General features: G+C 65.5%; 16 protein-coding genes and 2 riboswitches. All 16 genes read left to right on the top strand.

Features of this window, described 5'->3' with window-relative positions; genetic code table 11:
• A complete protein-coding gene (murB, locus tag CDQ91_RS04930) occupies positions 1-897 on the top strand; it encodes a UDP-N-acetylmuramate dehydrogenase (RefSeq protein WP_088471608.1) in 897 nt (298 codons plus the stop codon).
• The gene (locus CDQ91_RS04925) at positions 894-1820 is read left to right on the top strand and encodes a D-alanine--D-alanine ligase (RefSeq protein WP_088471607.1); all 927 of its coding nucleotides are present in this window, start codon (positions 894-896) and stop codon (positions 1818-1820) included. The genes murB and CDQ91_RS04925 overlap by 4 nt, the downstream gene beginning before the upstream one ends.
• The gene (locus CDQ91_RS04920; RefSeq protein ID WP_088471606.1) at positions 1817-2758 is read left to right on the top strand and encodes a cell division protein FtsQ/DivIB; all 942 of its coding nucleotides are present in this window, start codon (positions 1817-1819) and stop codon (positions 2756-2758) included. The genes CDQ91_RS04925 and CDQ91_RS04920 overlap by 4 nt, the downstream gene beginning before the upstream one ends.
• Positions 2759-2762: 4 nt before the next feature.
• Positions 2763-4019, top strand: a complete 1257-nt coding sequence (gene ftsA, locus CDQ91_RS04915; protein ID WP_088471605.1) for a cell division protein FtsA — start codon at positions 2763-2765, stop codon at positions 4017-4019.
• Positions 4020-4172: 153 nt separating this feature from the next.
• Entirely contained in the window at positions 4173-5612 is a 1440-nt protein-coding gene (gene ftsZ / locus CDQ91_RS04910) for a cell division protein FtsZ (RefSeq protein WP_088471604.1), read from the top strand.
• A 77-nt stretch (positions 5613-5689) separates the two neighbouring features.
• Positions 5690-7642: a tetratricopeptide repeat protein gene (locus CDQ91_RS04905; protein ID WP_088471603.1), complete on the top strand. Its 1953-nt coding sequence runs from the start codon at positions 5690-5692 to the stop codon at positions 7640-7642.
• Positions 7639-8811, top strand: a complete 1173-nt coding sequence (locus tag CDQ91_RS04900; protein ID WP_088471602.1) for a deoxyguanosinetriphosphate triphosphohydrolase — start codon at positions 7639-7641, stop codon at positions 8809-8811. The genes CDQ91_RS04905 and CDQ91_RS04900 overlap by 4 nt, the downstream gene beginning before the upstream one ends.
• A complete protein-coding gene (locus tag CDQ91_RS04895; RefSeq protein ID WP_088471913.1) occupies positions 8804-9439 on the top strand; it encodes a Rossmann-fold NAD(P)-binding domain-containing protein in 636 nt (211 codons plus the stop codon). Before CDQ91_RS04900 ends, CDQ91_RS04895 begins: the two co-directional genes overlap by 8 nt.
• A gap of 58 nt (positions 9440-9497) precedes the next feature.
• Positions 9498-9599: riboswitch (glycine riboswitch) on the top strand.
• Positions 9600-9734: riboswitch (glycine riboswitch) on the top strand.
• 53 nt (positions 9735-9787) lie between these two features.
• On the top strand, positions 9788-10924 hold the full coding sequence (gene gcvT / locus CDQ91_RS04890; protein ID WP_088471601.1) for a glycine cleavage system aminomethyltransferase GcvT: 1137 nt from the start codon (positions 9788-9790) through the stop codon (positions 10922-10924).
• Between the two features lie 3 nt (positions 10925-10927).
• Positions 10928-11299 carry a glycine cleavage system protein GcvH gene (gcvH, locus tag CDQ91_RS04885; RefSeq protein WP_088471600.1) on the top strand — a complete coding sequence of 124 codons (372 nt, stop codon included), beginning with the start codon at positions 10928-10930 and terminating at the stop codon, positions 11297-11299.
• Positions 11300-11396: 97 nt separating this feature from the next.
• Entirely contained in the window at positions 11397-12755 is a 1359-nt protein-coding gene (gene gcvPA, locus CDQ91_RS04880) for an aminomethyl-transferring glycine dehydrogenase subunit GcvPA (RefSeq protein ID WP_088471599.1), read from the top strand.
• A complete protein-coding gene (gene gcvPB / locus CDQ91_RS04875; protein ID WP_088471598.1) occupies positions 12752-14299 on the top strand; it encodes an aminomethyl-transferring glycine dehydrogenase subunit GcvPB in 1548 nt (515 codons plus the stop codon). The genes gcvPA and gcvPB overlap by 4 nt, the downstream gene beginning before the upstream one ends.
• Positions 14299-14652 (top strand): hypothetical protein, encoded by a 354-nt coding sequence (locus tag CDQ91_RS04870; RefSeq protein ID WP_088471597.1) that lies wholly within the window; start codon positions 14299-14301, stop codon positions 14650-14652. Before gcvPB ends, CDQ91_RS04870 begins: the two co-directional genes overlap by 1 nt.
• Positions 14653-14665: 13 nt before the next feature.
• Entirely contained in the window at positions 14666-15112 is a 447-nt protein-coding gene (locus tag CDQ91_RS04865; protein ID WP_088471596.1) for an ABA4-like family protein, read from the top strand.
• Positions 15113-15126: 14 nt separating this feature from the next.
• The gene (locus tag CDQ91_RS04860) at positions 15127-15744 is read left to right on the top strand and encodes a DUF938 domain-containing protein (RefSeq protein ID WP_088471595.1); all 618 of its coding nucleotides are present in this window, start codon (positions 15127-15129) and stop codon (positions 15742-15744) included.
• 100 nt (positions 15745-15844) lie between these two features.
• The gene (locus CDQ91_RS04855) at positions 15845-17404 is read left to right on the top strand and encodes a fatty acid--CoA ligase (RefSeq protein ID WP_088471594.1); all 1560 of its coding nucleotides are present in this window, start codon (positions 15845-15847) and stop codon (positions 17402-17404) included.
• The last annotated feature ends 27 nt before the right edge of the window (positions 17405-17431 follow it).

The raw sequence follows: 17431 nt of genomic DNA, 5'->3' as shown, positions 1-17431 counted from the left end.
GTGACCACCGAAACCCTCCCGGCCGTGCGCGGCAAGCTGACCGCAAAAGCCCCATTGGCCCCGCTCGTTTGGTTCAAGTCGGGTGGCCCCGCCGACTGGCTGTTCGAACCCAAGGACGCCGACGACCTCGCCGACTTCCTCCGCGATCTCGATCCTGCCGTTCCCGTGATGGCGCTCGGCCTCGGATCGAACCTGATCGTCCGTGACGGCGGCTTCCCCGGCGTCGTCGTCCGGCTTGGCAAGGCCTTCGCCAAGGTCGAAGCGCTGGACGAAACCACGCTGCGCTGCGGTGGCGGCGCATCGGGCATCCTCGTCTCCTCGACCGCGCGCGACGCGGGCATTGCGGGGATGGAATTCCTCCGCTCGATCCCCGGCACCGTCGGCGGCTTCGTCCGCATGAACGGCGGCGCCTATGGCAGCGAGGTCAAGGATATCTTGATCGATTGCGACATTGTGCTGCGCTCGGGTGAGCGCCGCACCCTGCCGCTCGCCGACCTCGGCTACACCTATCGCCACAGCGAATTGCCCGAGGGCGCCGTCGTCATCGGCGCGACCTTCCGCGGTCGCCCCGGCGAACCCGCCGTCATCCAGGCCGAAATGGACCGCATCTCGGCGAGCCGCGAAGCCTCGCAGCCGCTGCGTTCCAAAACCGGCGGCTCGACCTTCAAAAACCCCGACGGCCACAAGGCATGGCAGCTTGTCGACGAGGCGGGCTGCCGTGGCTTCACCGTCGGCGGCGCGCAAGTCAGCGAGAAGCACACCAACTTTCTGATCAACACCGGCGACGCGATGAGCGCCGATATCGAAGCACTTGGTGAGGAAGTCCGCCGCCGGGTCAAGGACAAGAGCGGCGTGGAACTGCAATGGGAGATACAACGCGTGGGTAAGGCGAAGTGAGCCGGGGTCCGTGGCATGTCGCCGTCCTGATGGGCGGCTGGTCCGCCGAACGCGAAGTGTCGCTGATGAGTGGCAATGGCGTTGCCGACGCGCTGGAATCGCGCGGGCACAAGGTCACGCGCATCGACATGGATCGCGACGTCGCATTGCGTCTCGCCGAAACCAAACCCGACGTCGTGTTCAACGCGCTCCACGGCGTCCCGGGAGAGGATGGCACCGTGCAGGGCATGCTCGACCTGATGGGCCTCAAATATACCCACAGCGGCCTCGTCACTTCGGTGATCGCGATCGACAAGGAATTGACGAAGCAGGCACTGGTGCCGCATGGTATCCCCATGCCGACGGGGACGATGGTCGACAGCGAAAGCCTCTTTACAGTCGACCCTTTGCCGCGCCCCTATGTGCTGAAGCCGGTCAACGAAGGCTCGTCGGTCGGGGTCGCCATCGTCAAGGACGACAGCAATTACGGCAACCCGATCGCGCGCGGCGCGGTGGGGCCGTGGCAGGAGTTCGACCGCCTGCTCGCCGAACCCTTCATCAAGGGGCGCGAATTGACCGTCGCGGTGCTCGCCGATCAGGCGCTCGCGGTAACCGAGCTGCGCGTCAAGTCGGGCTTCTACGACTATGACGCCAAATATACCGAGGGCCTGACCGAACATGTCTGCCCCGCCGATGTCCCCGCCGAGGTCGCCGAGCGGATGAAGGATCTCGCGCTCCGGTCGCACCGCCTGCTCGGCTGCAAAGGCGCGTCGCGCTCGGATTTCCGCTGGGACGACGAACATGGCCTCGCGGGCATTTTCCTGCTCGAGGTCAACACCCAGCCGGGGATGACGCCGTTGAGCCTTGTTCCCGAACAGGGCCGTGCCGTGGGCATGGACTATGCCGAACTGGTTGAACGCATCGTGGGGGAAGCGTTGTCATGAGCAGCACAAAGATCAAGCGCGCCACCGCGCCGCCACGGCGGCCGACGCGCACGCCGAAGAAACGGCGGCGGGTGAAGGTCTCGCGCCTCAACGCGATCATCAACGCGCTGCCGATCAGCCCGCAGCGGCTGCAGAAGGTCGCCAACTGGACGATCGGGCTCAGCCTGTTCGCGGTGGCGGGGCTGATTGCGCATGCGACCGGCGTGACCGCGAAGGTCAACGAGGAATGGGCACAGGCTGTTGGCCGCGCAGGGTTCCAGGTCAAGAAGGTCGAAGTCGTCGGCGCCGACCGCATCGACCGGCTGAAGGTCTATGACATTGCGCTCGCGCAAAAGGACCGCTCGATGGCGGCGGTCGATATCGAGGATCTGCGCCACGATCTGATGCGCTATGGCTGGATCAAGGATGCGCGCGTGTCGCGGCGCCTGCCCGATACTTTGGTCGTCGATATCGTCGAGCGGACCCCGGCAGCGATCTGGCAGCATAATAACCGGCTGTCGCTGATCGACGAACAGGGCGTCGTGCTCGAACCCGTCACCGTCGCGACGATGCCCGACCTGCCGCTGGTCATCGGCCCCAAGGCGAACCAGCGTTCGCAAGATCTCGACCGCCTGCTGGCCGAGGCGAGCAGCCTCAAGGAATTGCTTGCGGGTGCAACCTGGGTCGGCGATCGCCGCTGGGATCTGCGCTTCCGCAGTGGCGAGACACTGTCGCTTCCCGAGGGCGAGGCCGACGCCAAGCTCGCGCTGGCGAAATTCGCGCATATGGATGGCGCCAACCGCTTGCTCGGGCGCGGCATATTGCGCTTCGACATGCGCGATCCCAACCGTTTCGTGCTGCGCCTGCCGCACGAGGGCCAGGTCGCGCCAGCTAAGCTCGACGAAGCGCGCGCGGCGGTCGATGCGGTCGCGGTCGCCAGCGCGGCGGAGAAGGGATAGCCTTATGGCACCGCCGCGGATCGAAAAAATCATCACCGCGCTCGATGTCGGGTCGTGGAAGGTGTGCGCGCTGATTGCCGGGCAGACCGCCGACGGCCAGCTCCATGTCCTCGGCACCGGCCAGCGCGAAAGTCGCGGGGTTCAGCGCGGCTATGTCGCCGACATGGAACAGACCGAGCATATCGTGCGCGAGGCGATCGAACAGGCCGAACGCATCGCGGGGCTCAACATCGACGACGTCTGGGTCAGCTTTTCGGCGGGCAGCCTGATGAGCGACGTCGCCCCGATCGAAAGCGAACTTGGCGGCCACCGGATCGAACAGGAAGATGTCGACGATCTGCTTGCCGCGGGTCGCGCCGGGATCGATCCCGAAGGGCGCATGATCCTCCACGCCCAGCCCGCGCTCTATACGCTTGACGGGCTGACCGGGGTCCGGAACCCGATCGGACTCCACGCCGACCGGCTTGGCGTCGATATCCACATCATCATGGCCGACGGTGCGCCGGTGCGGAACCTTGAGGCCGCGGTGCGACAGGCGCATCTTGACGTCAACGCGGTCGTCGCTTCGCCGATCGCGGCGGGGCTCGCCTGCCTGTCCGACGAGGAACGCGACCTCGGCGTCGCGCTCGTCGAGCTCGGCGCGGCGGTGACCACCGTGTCGCTCTATGCCGGCGGGATGCTTGTCGAAATGGTGTCGCTGCCCTTTGGCGCGACCGATATCACCGACGATATCGCCTCGGCCTTCGGCATCCGCCGTAGCCAAGCGCAGCGGCTTCAGAGCTTTTATGGTTCGGCCTCGGCATCCCCGCGCGATAATAATGAGATTATCGAACTCGATCCGGGCGCGCCCGCGGGCAGCGATGCGCCGCGCATCACCCGCGCCCAGCTTGTGACGGTGATCCGCCAGCGCCTCGACGCGATGATGGGGGAGATTGGCCGGACGCTGAAGGACCTGCATTTCGTCGGCCCGATCGGCCGACAGGTGGTGCTCGTCGGCGGCGGCGCCGACCTCAAAGGCATTGCCGATTACACCCAGAGTGCGCTCGGCCGTGCGGCCCGCGTCGGGCGACCGCGCGGCTTGCACGGCCTGCCCGATGCGCACAGCGGACCGGCTTTCGCAACGCTCGCCGGTCTGGTTCTCTATGCCGCGTCGGACCCCGTTGATCTTCGCGATTTGCCCACGATGTCACAGGACGTCTATCGGCCGAAGGGCAGTTCGATCCTGCATCGCCTTATGGCGGCGCTGAAAAGTAGTTTTTGAAGGCGCAGCGCGTGAAAAGGTTAATTTTTTGGGTGATTCCCAAGTCACAATAGTGCAATGCGGTATCAGATAGTCGGGCGGTCGGACCGCCGCCCAGACAGGGTTGCAGAGTGAGGAAGCGGTAATGGTTGGCCGCTGCAGGGAGACTGATTGATGAGCATCAATATTGGCCCGCCGCAGGTCGATGAGCTGAAGCCGCGGATCGCGGTGATCGGCGTCGGCGGCGCGGGCGGCAATGCCATCGCAAATATGATTGCCGCGCGCGTCGAGGGTGTCGATTTCATCGTCGCCAACACCGACGCACAGGCGCTGAACGCTTCGCCCGCCGAACGGCGCATCCAGCTGGGAACACAGATCACCCAGGGGCTGGGTGCCGGTTCGCGGCCCGAAGTCGGACGCGCGGCGGCCGAAGAAAGCATCGCGCAGGTCGAAGAGGCGCTGAACGGCGCGCATATGTGCTTCGTTGCGGCCGGCATGGGCGGCGGCACCGGCACCGGTGCGGCTCCGGTGATCGCCAAGGCGGCACGCGACCGCGGCATATTGACCGTTGGCGTCGTGACCAAGCCCTTCACCTTTGAGGGGCAACGCCGCATGCGTTCAGCGGATGCAGGCATCGCCGAGCTGCAAGAGCATGTCGACACGCTGATCGTCATTCCCAACCAGAATCTGTTCCTGGTCGCCAACCCGAACACGACCTTCAAAGAAGCCTTTACCATGGCGGATGAAGTGTTGCAGCAGGGCGTTCGCGGCATCACCGACCTGATGGTCATGCCCGGCCTGATCAACCTCGACTTCGCCGACGTGCGCAGTGTGATGCGCGAAATGGGCAAGGCGATGATGGGCACCGGCGAAGCCGAAGGCGACGGCCGTGCACTCGAAGCCGCGCAAAAGGCGATCGCTAACCCGTTGCTCGACGGCGTTTCGATGGCGGGCGCCAAGGGTGTGATCGTCTCGATCGTCGGCGGCGAAGATATGCGCCTGATGGAAGTCGACGAAGCCGCGAACCATATTCGCGAGCTGGTCGATCCCGACGCCAACATCATCTGGGGCAGCGCTTTCAACGAATCGCTTGCGGGCAAGATTCGCGTGTCGGTCGTCGCCACCGGCATCGACAGCAACAACGAAGCGGCGGCGCCCGCCGCACCCGCGACGCGCAGCTTCTCCTTCGCTCCGGCGCGCGCTGCAACGCCCGCTCCGGTCGTCGAAGAGGCAATCCAGCCGGTGGTTGAAGAAGTGCCGGTTGCCGAAGTAGCCCCGACCCCTGAACCCGCACCCGGCTTCTCGCTCGGCGGCCACGCCGAACCCGAAGCCCCGGCGGCTCCGGTCGAGGAGGAGCCGATGGTCTTGTCGCAGGTCGCTGCGACCTATGACGATCTGGCCGGTGAACTGGTGCTCGGTGAACCCGCTGCACCGGCGCCCAGCTACCAGCCGGCTCCGGTCGAGGAAGCCCCCGCGCGCGCTGCGAGCGGCGGCACCTTGTTCGAGCGCATGTCGCGCCTGTCGCGCGGATCAACCGCGCCCGACAGTGAAGAGGGTGGCAAGGAAGACGGGGTCGATATCCCGCGCTTCCTGAATCGCCAGAACAACCAGTAACGGGGCCAATTCCATGGCCATTGCTCCGGGCAAGGGCAGGCCGAAATTCGGGATGATCTGACTTGCCCCAGCGGCGAATGAAATCAACGGGCGGGCCGGGACGCGCGCAGCGATATGCTGCCGCGCTCGGTGCGCTGCTCCTGTCATCGGCGGCGCTGTCGCCGGTCCATGCGATGCAGGCGCCATCGCCTGACTCCGCCACCAGGGCGGCGATGGACAAGCGCACTGCGGCGCGGAGCCTGTTGTCGTCGGCGCTCGCGCGCATCGCGGCGAACAGCAACGATGTGGCGGCGCTGCGCGATGCAGGCCGGGCGTCGATCGAGCTTGATGATTATCGTGCGGCGCTTGGCTTTCTGCTCCGCGCCGAACAGGCCGCACCGCGCGACGGCACGGTAAAGGCCGCGCTGGGTTCGGCGATGGTCCACATGGAAAACCCGACCCGCGCGCTTGACTATTTCGGCGAGGCGCAGTTGCTTGGCGCGCCCGAACGGACATTCCTGTCCGACCGCGGGCTGGCGCGCGATCTGCTCGGCCAGCAGGATGCGGCGCAGCGCGATTATCAGCTCGCGCTGTCGATGGGCCCCAATGACGACACGACGCGCCGTTATGCGCTGTCGCTGGGGATCAGCGGCGACGCTGATCGCGCAGTGCAATTGCTGACTCCGCAATTGCGCGCGCAGGATCGCGGCGCATGGCGGCTGCGCGCGATGATTCTGGCGATGAACGGCCGCGACAAGGAGGCGACCGAGATCGTCAACGCGACGATGCCCGCGGCGCTGGCGCAAAATATTCTGCCCTATCTCATCCAGCTCGATCGGCTGAACCCTGCGCAGCAGGCGGCGGCCGCGCATTTTGGTCGTTTCCCTGAAGGCAATCTGGGTCCGAAGCGTAAGCCGGTCCAGATCGCGGCAGCGGTCCCGGCGCCGGCAGCGGCGGCGGCCACACCGGGCAAGCGCACGTCGGGACGGCGCCAGCCCGCAGCATCGGCGACCCCGGCTCCCGCGCGCGCAAAGCCCGATCCTGTCCCGGCGGCTGCCAGACCGGCACCGTCACAGGCCGCTCCGGGGTGGGCGGTTGCAACGAAGCCGCAGCCCGCGCCTGCGGGAGTGACTGCGCCGGGCGCTACGCTGCCGGCTCCATCGCAACCCGCTCCGGGATGGGCCGTCGAAGCGAAGCCGCAGCCGCAACCGCAGCCGGCTCCCGCTCCCGCTCCGGGATGGGCGGTCGCGGCGAAACCGCCGACGACCATGCCCGCACCCGCACCGACTGGTGGCCAGCTTGCCGCGCCGCCATCGTCTCAACCGGCCATTCGCCCAGCGAATCGCCCGGCACTGGAGGCAGCGACATTGGCCCAGATGTCTGACGCCGTGACCGCGCCATCGCCTGTCGCCGCGACGCCGGGATCGATCGGCGTGGCCATGAACCAAAATACGGGTCCGGTCGGGCCTGGCTATTCCATCGCGGACACAGGGCCTCCCCCTGCTGCCGCGTCGATTCCGACCGCGACGCCAGCGCCTGCATTCACTGCCGCTGCACCGCTCGCTTCATTGGCCGACATTGTTGGATCGATCGAAATTCCGGCAGAGGAGCTGAGCCGCCCCGACAATGCAATTGGCGCCGCAACGCTCGCCAAATTGCTCGACGACAAGCGCCGCGCCGAAGCCGCCGAAGCGGCAAAGCGTGAAAAGGAGGCCGTCGCGGCCAAAGTCAAGGCGGAAGCCGACGCCAAGGCGAAGGCTGAAGCCGCAGAGAAAAAGGCCAGTCCTGCGCGCATCTGGGTTCAGATCGCCGCAGGGGCCAATGCGCGCGCGCTCGCCACAGATTATGGCAAGTTCGCCAAGAAGAGCCCCGACCTGTTCAAGGGCAAGTCGGGTGGAATCGTCGAATGGGGCAAGATCCGCCGTCTGCTCGTCGGTCCGTTCAAGGATCGCAAGGCGGCGCAGGATTGGCTTGCGAGCTATAAAAAGGCCGGCGGCGACGGCCTCCCGTTCAACAGCGAAGCGGGTCAATCCGTCGATCCCGTCAAGTGAGCATTGCGAAATGCGCTAGCGACCCCGCGCAAAGCCGCGGGCGTCGTTATGAAGAACCGGGCCGTGTCGTGCGCGGGCCGCGCGATGACTTTCAGCGCGACCGCGACCGTATCATCCATTCGATCGCCTTTCGCCGCCTGCGCCACAAGACGCAGGTGTTCGTCGCCCCCGATGGCGATCATTATCGTGTCCGTCTGACCCACAGCATCGAGGTCGCGCAGATCGGCCGCGGCATCGCGCGCGCGCTCGGGCTGAACGAGGATCTGACCGAGGCGCTATGTCTCGCGCACGATATCGGCCATCCGCCCTTCGGTCATGCCGGTGAGGATGCATTGAAGGCCGCAATGACGGGGCATGGCGGCTTTGACCATAATGGCCATACGCTGCGTACATTGGCCTTGCTCGAATGTCCTTATCCGCGTTTCGATGGGCTCAATCTGACGTGGGAAACGCTCGAAGGGCTCGCCAAGCACAATGGTCCGGTGACCAACCCAGGCTGGGCGCTCTCCGGGATCGACGCCGACTTCCCGCTCGACCTTTCGAGCTATGCGAGCCTCGAAGCGCAGATCGCCGCGGTCGCTGACGACATCGCCTATGACAATCACGATATTGACGATGGCCTGCGCGCCGGATTGCTCTGCATCGACCAGCTGATGGAACAGCCCTTCGTCGCCGCAAATTTTCGCGCCGTCGAGGGGCGTTTTCCCGGCGCACCGCGCGATCGGCTGCTGCGCGAACTGGTTCGCGACCAGATCGGGGTGATGGTCAACGACGTGATCGCTGCGACGCAGGCTAATGTTGCGGCCGCTGGCGTCCAAAGCGTTGCAGACGTCCGCGCGGCGGGGCAGACGCTCGGCGGTTTTTCGCCCGAACTCGCCGCGCAGGAACGCGACCTCAAACGTTTCATGTACGCCAATCTCTATCACCATCCGGAACAGATTGCCGCCGCCGAAGGTGCGAACGAGATCGTCGGCCGCTTGTTCGCCGCCTATGCCGACGATCCGCGTCTGATGGGCGCCGATTGGGCGGGGCGGATGCCCGAAGAAACATGCGAGACAGTGCGTCATATCGGTGACTATATTGCCGGCATGACCGATCGCTTCGCCATCGACCGCTTTGCCGATATCTTCGGGCGCGATGCAGTGCCCGCGGCGCTGGCGCATGTCTGACGCGCTCATCGTCGGCGCGACCGGGCTGGTCGGGCGGGCGGTGGTGGCGAATGCTGGCACGCGCAAGCTGACGATCGTCGCGCGGCGTGAAGTTGCGGGACAGTCCGCGCTCGTGGCACCGCCCGAACGCTGGGGTGACATCATCGCCGCCGAGAAGCCTTCGGTCCTGATATCCTGCCTAGGCACGACGATCCGGCAGGCGGGGTCACAGGCCGCCTTTCGCGCCGTCGATCATGACCTGATCATGGCGGTCGCGCAGGGCGCCCGCGCTGGTGGCGCGTCGCATATGATCGTCGTCAGTTCGGTCGGCGCCTCGGCCAAGAGCAGCAATTTCTACCTCCGCACCAAGGGCGAGATCGAGGAGGGGCTGGGCGCGCTCGGCTTCGACCGCCTCGACATATTGCGCCCCGGCCTGCTCACCGGCGACCGCGAAGGCCCGGCGCGGCTGGGGGAGGGGATTGCGATGGTCGCGGCGCCGCTCGCCGACCTGTTGATGCACGGATCGCTCCGCCGCTATCGTTCGATTTCCGCCACTACCGTCGCAAAAGCGATCGTCGCGCTCACCGCTGAGCGCATGGCGGGCACCTATGTGCACGAAAATGACGCGATGCAGCGGCTCGCCGATTGACTCTGCACAGGCGCGGCGCCAAGGCTCGGGCGTTCGTTGGATCTCCGCAAGGGATTCGACCAACTGCGCGGGAGAGCGTGGATAGCGGGCAACCGCCGGTCCACCACCGAAGGAGCAACCGCCCCGGAAACTCTCAGGTCAGCAGGACCGCGCGGTTGGACTGAACACTCTGGAAAGCGTTCCGGCTGCCTGAATAAGGATTGGGCCGGGACCACCGAAGGGGTAACTCCATGCCCATCCCTGTTCGAGGGCGCGTGGAGGAAAACTCTCAGGTTCCCGTGACAGAGGGGGCATGGCGACAGGGCGGCATCTTGCCGCGTCTTGCCGTGCCAGTAACGGGAGTGCGATATGCGCGAAGATGAAGAAGTTGCGACCGAAATAGCGCCGGAAACCGCGACGCTGCCGCTCGACGCCTGGCACCGCGCCAAGGACGCGCGGATGGTCGAATTCGCCGGCTATTGGATGCCGATCCAATATGAAGGCATCATGGCCGAACATATGTGGGTGCGCGAACATGCGGGCCTGTTCGACGTCAGCCATATGGGTCAGATCAGCCTGTCGGGTGACGGCGCCGCCGAAGCCCTCGAAACCCTCGTCCCCGGTGATATTTCGGCTCTCAAGCCCGGCCGCATGCGCTATTCGCTGCTGCTCGCCGAAGACGGCGGAATCCTCGACGATCTGATGGTCACCAACGAAGGCGACCAGATCGGCATCGTCGTCAATGGCGCGGTGAAGTGGGAAGATATCGGCTATTTGCGCGAAAACCTCCCCGACGACATCACCCTCAACCATAATGAAGATTATGGCCTGCTCGCGCTTCAGGGCCCCAAGGCTGTCGCCGCGCTGTCGCGGCTCGTTCCCGAAGCCGCAGGCCTCGTGTTCATGCAGGCCGCCAAGGCGACCTGGAACGGCCACGCCATCGCGCTCAGCCGCTCGGGCTATACCGGCGAGGATGGTTTCGAAATCTCGCTGCCGAACGAGGCGCTTGCCGATTTCGCCGACGCGCTCTGCGCGATGGAAGAGGTGAAGCCGATCGGCCTCGGCGCCCGCGATTCGCTGCGCCTCGAAGCCGGCCTGCCGCTCTATGGCCATGATCTCGACGAGGGTATCGACCCGATCGAGGGCGATCTCGCCTTTGCTATCTCGAAGCGCCGTCGCGAAGAGGGTGGTTTTCCGGGCGCTGCACGCATCCTCGGCCATCTCGCCGACGGCAGCCCGCGCAAGCGCGTCGGCCTGCTGATCGAGGGCAAGATGCCCGTCCGCGAAGGCGCCAAGCTGTTCGACGGCAACACCGAAATCGGCGTCGTGACCTCGGGCGGTTTTGCTCCCAGCGTCGGCGCGCCGATCGCCATGGGTTATGTTCCGCGCGACCACGCCGCGCCGGGCACCGCGATCGCCGCCGAAGTGCGCGGCAAGCGGGTGCCGGTGACGGTCGCCGCGACGCCCTTTGTTCCCCACAATTATGTCCGCAAACAGGGAGGTTGATCGATGCCGCGTTATTATACCGAAGAGCATGAATGGCTTGATGTCGATGGGGACGTCGCAACGGTCGGGATTACCGACTTTGCGCAGGGCCAGCTTGGCGACATTGTCTTCGTTGAGGTTCCCGACACCGGCGCCGAACTGACCGCTGGTGGCGACGCTGCGGTGGTGGAATCGGTGAAGGCGGCGAGCGACGTTTATGCCCCCGTCGACGGCACCGTGACCGAAGGCAATGGCCAGCTCGAGGAAGATCCCGCGCTCGTCAATTCGGACCCCGAAGGCGAAGGCTGGTTTTTCCGCATGACGCTGAGCGACAAGAGCCAGCTCGACGCGCTGATGAACGCTGCGGCGTACAAGGCCTTCTGCGACGATCTTTGATGCTTCTCCCCTCCCGCGTGCGGGAGGGGCCGCGCTTGACTCTGCGGCGAAGCCCACCCCCAGCCCCTCCCGAAAGCGGGAGGGGGGAGATAGTGAAATGCGTTACCTTCCGCTCACCCCCGATGATCGCACGGCGATGCTCGCCACGATCGGCGCGGCATCGATCGACGATCTGTTCGCCGACGTTCCCGCTGAAGCGCAGCTCGACGGTCCGATCGCCGGCCTGCCGATGCACGCCAGCGAGCTTGCGGTCGAACGCCACATGGGGGCACTGGCGCGCCGCAATCGCGCGGCGGGTGACGGTCCTTTCTTCCTCGGCGCGGGTGCCTATCGCCACCATGTGCCGGCGAGCGTCGATCATCTGATCCAGCGCGGTGAGTTTCTGACCGCCTACACGCCTTATCAGCCCGAAATCGCGCAGGGCACGCTGCAGATGTTGTTCGAATTTCAGTCGCAGGTTGCGCGTCTGCTCGGCACCGATGTCGCCAATGCCTCGATGTACGACGGCTCGACCGCGTGCTGGGAAGCGATCGTCATGGCGCGCCGCATCACCAAGCGCGGCAAGGCATTGCTCTCGACGGGCCTCCACCCGCATTACCGCAGCGTCGCGCGGACAATGGCAAAATACACGGGCGATGTGCTCGTCGATGGCGACCCCAGCCTTGAGGCCGGAACCGACTGGTCCGCGCTCGCCGCGGCGGTCGGCAAAGACACAAGCTGCGTCGTCGTTCAATATCCCGACATTCTCGGCCGCATCGACGACATGACCGCACTGGCCGCCGCCTGTCAGGCCGCCGGTGCGCTGCTGATTGCCGTCGTCACCGAACCCGTCGCTTTGGGCCTGATCAAGGCGCCCGGCGAAATGGGCGCCGATATTGTGGTGGGCGAGGGGCAGTCGCTCGGCGTCGGGCTCCAGTTCGGCGGGCCTTATGTCGGACTGTTCGCGTGCAAGACCCAATATGTCCGCCAGATGCCCGGCCGCCTGTGCGGCGAGACCGTCGATGCCAATGGCAAGCGCGGCTTCGTGCTGACCCTGTCGACCCGCGAACAGCATATCCGCCGCGAAAAGGCGACGAGCAATATCTGCACTAATTCTGGCCTTTGCGCGCTGGCGTTCAGCATCCACATGACCTTGCTCGGCGAAGCTGGCTTGCGTCAGCTCGCGGCGATCAACCATGGCCGGGCGAAGGCGGCCGCGGCGGAACTGGCGAAGGTTCCGGGCGTGTCGGTCCTGAACAACAGCTTTTTCAACGAGTTCACTTTGCTGCTGCCCACCGAAGCGCGCCCGGTGATCCACAAGCTCGCCGAACGCGACATTTTGGGCGGCATCTCGCTCGGCCGCCTCTATCCCGACAATCATGATCTGGCGAACGGCCTCGTCGTCGCGGTGACCGAGACGGTCACCGAAGCGGACATCTCGGCCTTTGCCGACGCTCTGAAGGAGGTGCTGGCATGACCGCGCTAAACCCCGCCGGCTGGCGCCCCGAAATGAATGTCGCCGGCGGCGCCGACGACAATGCCACCTTCACCGGCAACCGCGCGTTGATGCTCGAGGAAGCGTTGATCTTCGAAATCGGCTCGACCGAGACGACCGGCGTCGATTTTGACGAAGCGGCCCCCGCCGCCGATATGGGCGCGCTCGCGCGCACCGCGCCGATCGGCCTGCCGGGCCTCGCCGAATCCGAAACGGTGCGCCATTACACGCGCCTGTCGCGGCAGAATTACGCGATCGATCTCGGCCTCTTCCCGCTCGGCAGCTGCACGATGAAGCATAACCCGCGCCTGAACGAAAAGGTCGCGCGGATGCCCGGCTTTGCCGACGCGCATCCTTTGCAGCCGCAGGAAACGGTGCAGGGCGCCTATGCGGTGATCCATGAACTTGCCGAGTGGCTGATCACGCTCACCGGCATGCACAGCGTCGCAATGTCGCCGAAGGCCGGCGCGCATGGCGAACTATGCGGTATCCTCTGCATCAAGGCGGCGCTCGAAGCGCGCGGCGAAGACCGCCGCGTCATCCTGGTTCCCGAAAGCGCGCACGGTACCAACCCCGCGACCGCAGCCTTCGCGGGCTTCACGGTCGAGGATATTCCGGCGACCGCCGAAGGCCGCGTCGATCTCGCGGCGCTGAAGGCGCGGCTCGGCCCCGATGTTGCGGGCGTGATGGTCACCAACCCCAACACCTGCGGCCTGTTCGAACGCGACATGAAGGCGATTTCGGACGCGGTCCATGCCGCGGGCGGCTACGTCTATTGCGACGGCGCCAATTTCAACGCGATCGTCGGCCGGGTGCGTCCCGGCGACCTGGGCGTCGATGCGATGCACATCAACCTCCACAAGACTTTCTCGACCCCGCACGGCGGCGGTGGCCCGGGTTCGGGCCCGGTCGTGCTGTCGGCGGCGCTCGCGCCCTTCGCGCCCTTGCCCTTCGTCACAAAGCAGGCCGATGGCGGTTTCCGCCTGATCGAGGAAGAAAATGCGGGCGAGGATCATCCACAGACCTTCGGGCGCATGACCGCGTTCCACGGCCAGATGGGGATGTTCACCCGCGCGCTGACCTATATTCTCAGCCACGGCGCCGACGGGCTCAAGCAGGTTGCCGAGGACGCCGTTCTTAACGCCAACTATATGCTGCGCAGCCTCGAAGACGTGCTCGACGCACCCTTTGCGGCGTCGGGGCCGTGCATGCATGAGGCGCTGTTCAGCGACAAGGGGCTCGCCGAGGGCTTCTCGACGCTCGACGTCGCCAAGGGGCTGATCGATGAGGGCTATCACCCGATGACGGTCTATTTCCCGCTCGTCGTCCATGGCGCGATGCTCGTCGAGCCGACCGAGACCGAGAGCAAGGCGGCGCTCGACCAGTTCATCGGCGCGCTGCGCAGCATCGCGCTGCGCGCGAAGAATGGCGACCCGATGCTCAAATCGGCGCCGCATTTCGCGCCGCGCGCGCGGCTCGACGAGACGCTGGCCGCCCGCAAGCCCGTGCTGGCTTGGGAAGGCTGATGACCGACACCCCGCCGCCCGGTCCGGACGATATGCCCCGGACCGGGCGCGGTTGGGGATGCGTCGGAGTCGGCGCCTTATTCGCTTTCACCGCAATCATCGGCTGGCTGCTCGCGATCCTGCTCTTCGGATTGGTCGTCGAGCAGTGGGCGATGATCCGCGTCCGGCGCGAATTCAGTTATGACTGGGTCTTTCTTTATGCGCCGCTGTTCGCCATGGGCAGCGGAGCCGTGGTCGCCCTTTGGGCGTTGCGGCGCGCGTCGGCGGCGCGGCTGACATTGTTGATCCTGCTGGCGGGCGCCGCGGCGCTGGTCGGCGGGGTGGCGCTGTTCGGGCTGGGCGGATTGATCTGAAAAGGGGCGGGGTATGAGCTGGGAAACAATATTTTCGCTGACCAATGGCTGGGCGCTGGTCAGCTGGCTCGCGCTCGCCGCAGCACCGCGCAATCCCAAGATACTCGCGCTCATCCTCTATCTCGGCGTCATGCTTCTCTGCCTGGCCTATGCGATCATGTTCGGCGGGCTTTTCTTCGGCGGCTGGGGGCCGAGCAAGACCCCCGACCTCACGACGCTGGCGGGCGTGATGGCGCTGTTCGACAGCAAGGGCGGCGCGGTTCTCGGCTGGACGCATTATCTGGCCTTCGACCTGTTCATTGGCATGTGGATCGCGCGCGATGCCGATCAAAAGGGTTTCAGCCGCATCGTGCAGCTTCCTTTCCTGTTCCTGACGCTGATGGTCGGTCCCATCGGCCTGTTCGCGTGGTTGATCGTCCGTGATCGCCGTTCGCGGGCGCAGGCGGCGAAGGCAAAGTGACGCCGCAGCCGTGGATGCCCGGTGACGGCGAACGCGTCGCCAAACGCCATGCCCCGGCAACGCTGCGCAACCGCGATGCGATCGCCGCGGTGCTTGCCGACTGGCTCCCCGCTACCGGAACAGTGCTGGAGATCGCGAGCGGATCGGGTGAACATATCGTCCATTTCGCCGCCGAATTTCCGCATCTGAACTGGCTGCCGAGCGATCCCGATCCCGCCGGGCTGACCTCAATCGCCGCGTGGCGCGCCGAAGCCGGACTGCCCAACATCGCCCCGCCGCTCTCGCTCGACGCGGCAGCCGACGTCTGGCCGATCGAGCAAGCCGATGCGATCCTGTGCATCAACATGGTCCATATCAGCCCGTGGGTGGCGACGCTGGGGCTGTTCGCGGGCGCATCGCGGTTGCTCGCGCCCGCCGCGCCGCTGATCCTCTACGGCCCTTATACTGAGTCTGGCGTGCCGACAGCGGAAAGCAATCTGGCATTCGATGGCAGCCTGCGTCGCCGCGATCCGGCGTGGGGTTTGCGCGATACCGCCGACGTGAAGGCCTCCGCTGCCGTAGCCGGTTTTGCCTTTGCCGAACGCCGCGCAATGCCCGCGAACAATCTGATGCTGCTGTTCCGCCGGACCTGACGTAGCTGACAGGATTGTTGATCGCCGCTTTACGTCGCGCGTTCAGCCGCTAGCCTCCCCCTTAACGCGTGAAAAACGCGATTCGAGGAGAGAGAATGCCATGCCCCGCGACGTTACGGAGCTTTTCACCTTTGACGAATTCCTGACCCATTGGGCGGGTGAGCGGCCTGACCGGCTCGCGATGCGCGAGGAAGATCGCGTCTTCACCTATGCCGAACTCGAAGACCGGACCGCGAAGGTCGCAACGGCATTGCTCGCGGCGGGGCTGAAAAAGGGCGATCGGATCGCCTGGATCGGCAAGAACAGCGACCTTTATTTCACCCTGTTCTTTGGCGCAGCGCGGGCGGGGATCGTGATGGCACCGATCGGCTGGCGCCTCTCGCCTACCGAATGGGCATATATCGTCAATGATACGCAGGCGAAGATGGTCTTTGCCGGGCCGGGGTTCGATACGCTGGCCGAGCAGCTCGCCGGAAAGCTGGACCATGTTCCCGCGATCGTCAGCGCCGCCGAAGCGCGCGCGATGATCGACCAAACCGTCCGCGCGCCGTTCGAGCCATCGGGAACCGACGAGGCGGTGCTACAGCTCTACACATCGGGCACCACCGGCAACCCCAAGGGCGCGGTGCTGTCGAACCGCAATCTGTTCGCGCTGCGCAAACATTCGAACGAGCTCGATCTGCCCTATACCAAATGGGAGGATGACGAGGCGGTGCTGGTCGCGATGCCGTGCGCGCATATCGGCGGCACCGGGCTGGGCATCATGGCGCTCGGCGCCGGTCTTCCGGGCATTGTCCTCGCCGAATTCAATCCCGAAGGAGTATTCGACGCGGTCGAGAATCATGGCGTCACGCGTTTCTTCATCGTCCCCGCGGCGCTGCACATGCTGCTGCTCCATCCGCGCTGCGCCAGCGTCGATTTCAGCCGGCTCAAATATATCCTCTATGGTGCGGCGCCGATCCCGCTCGAACTGCTGCGCCAGTGCATCAAGATGTTCGGCGCGCAGTTCATTCAGGCCTATGGCATGACCGAAACGACGGGCACGATTTGCATGCTGCCGCCCGAAGATCATGATCCCGAGGGCAATGCGCGGATGCGTTCGGCCGGAAAGCCGCTTCCCGGCGTCGAGATCCACATTCTCGGCCCCGACGGCGCGCAGGTCGCGACCGGTGAGGTGGGCGAGATCGTCACGCGATCGTCGAACAATATGATCGGTTACTGGAACCTGCCCGATGCGACGGCAAAGACGATGACCGCCGACGGGTGGATCCATACCGGCGATGCGGGCTATCTCGACGCCGATGGCTATCTCTTCATCCACGACCGGATGAAAGACATGATCATTTCGGGCGGTGAGAATATCTATCCGGCCGAGGTCGAAAGCGCGATCTTCGGCCACCCCGCAGTGCAGGAAGTCGCAGTGTTCGGCATCCCCGACGAAAAATGGGGCGAGACGGTGAAGGCGGTCTGCGTGCCGAAGCCCGGCATGAGCGTCGACGAGGCCGATATCATCGCCTGGGCCCGCGAACGCATCGCGCCGTTCAAATGCCCGCGCAGCATCGACGTGATCGAGGCGCTGCCGCGCAACGCGAGCGGCAAGATTTTGCGCAAGGACCTGCGCGCTCCCTATTGGGCGGGTTATGAGCGGATGGTGAACTGAGGCAGCGAATGCCCCGCCAGCCTCTAT

Origin of the sequence: Sphingopyxis witflariensis, from assembly GCF_002205635.1 — a bacterium.
GTDB lineage: Bacteria > Pseudomonadota > Alphaproteobacteria > Sphingomonadales > Sphingomonadaceae > Sphingopyxis > Sphingopyxis witflariensis.
Note: the sequence above shows the minus strand (reverse complement) of the source record. Positions and strands in the feature narration are given on the sequence as shown.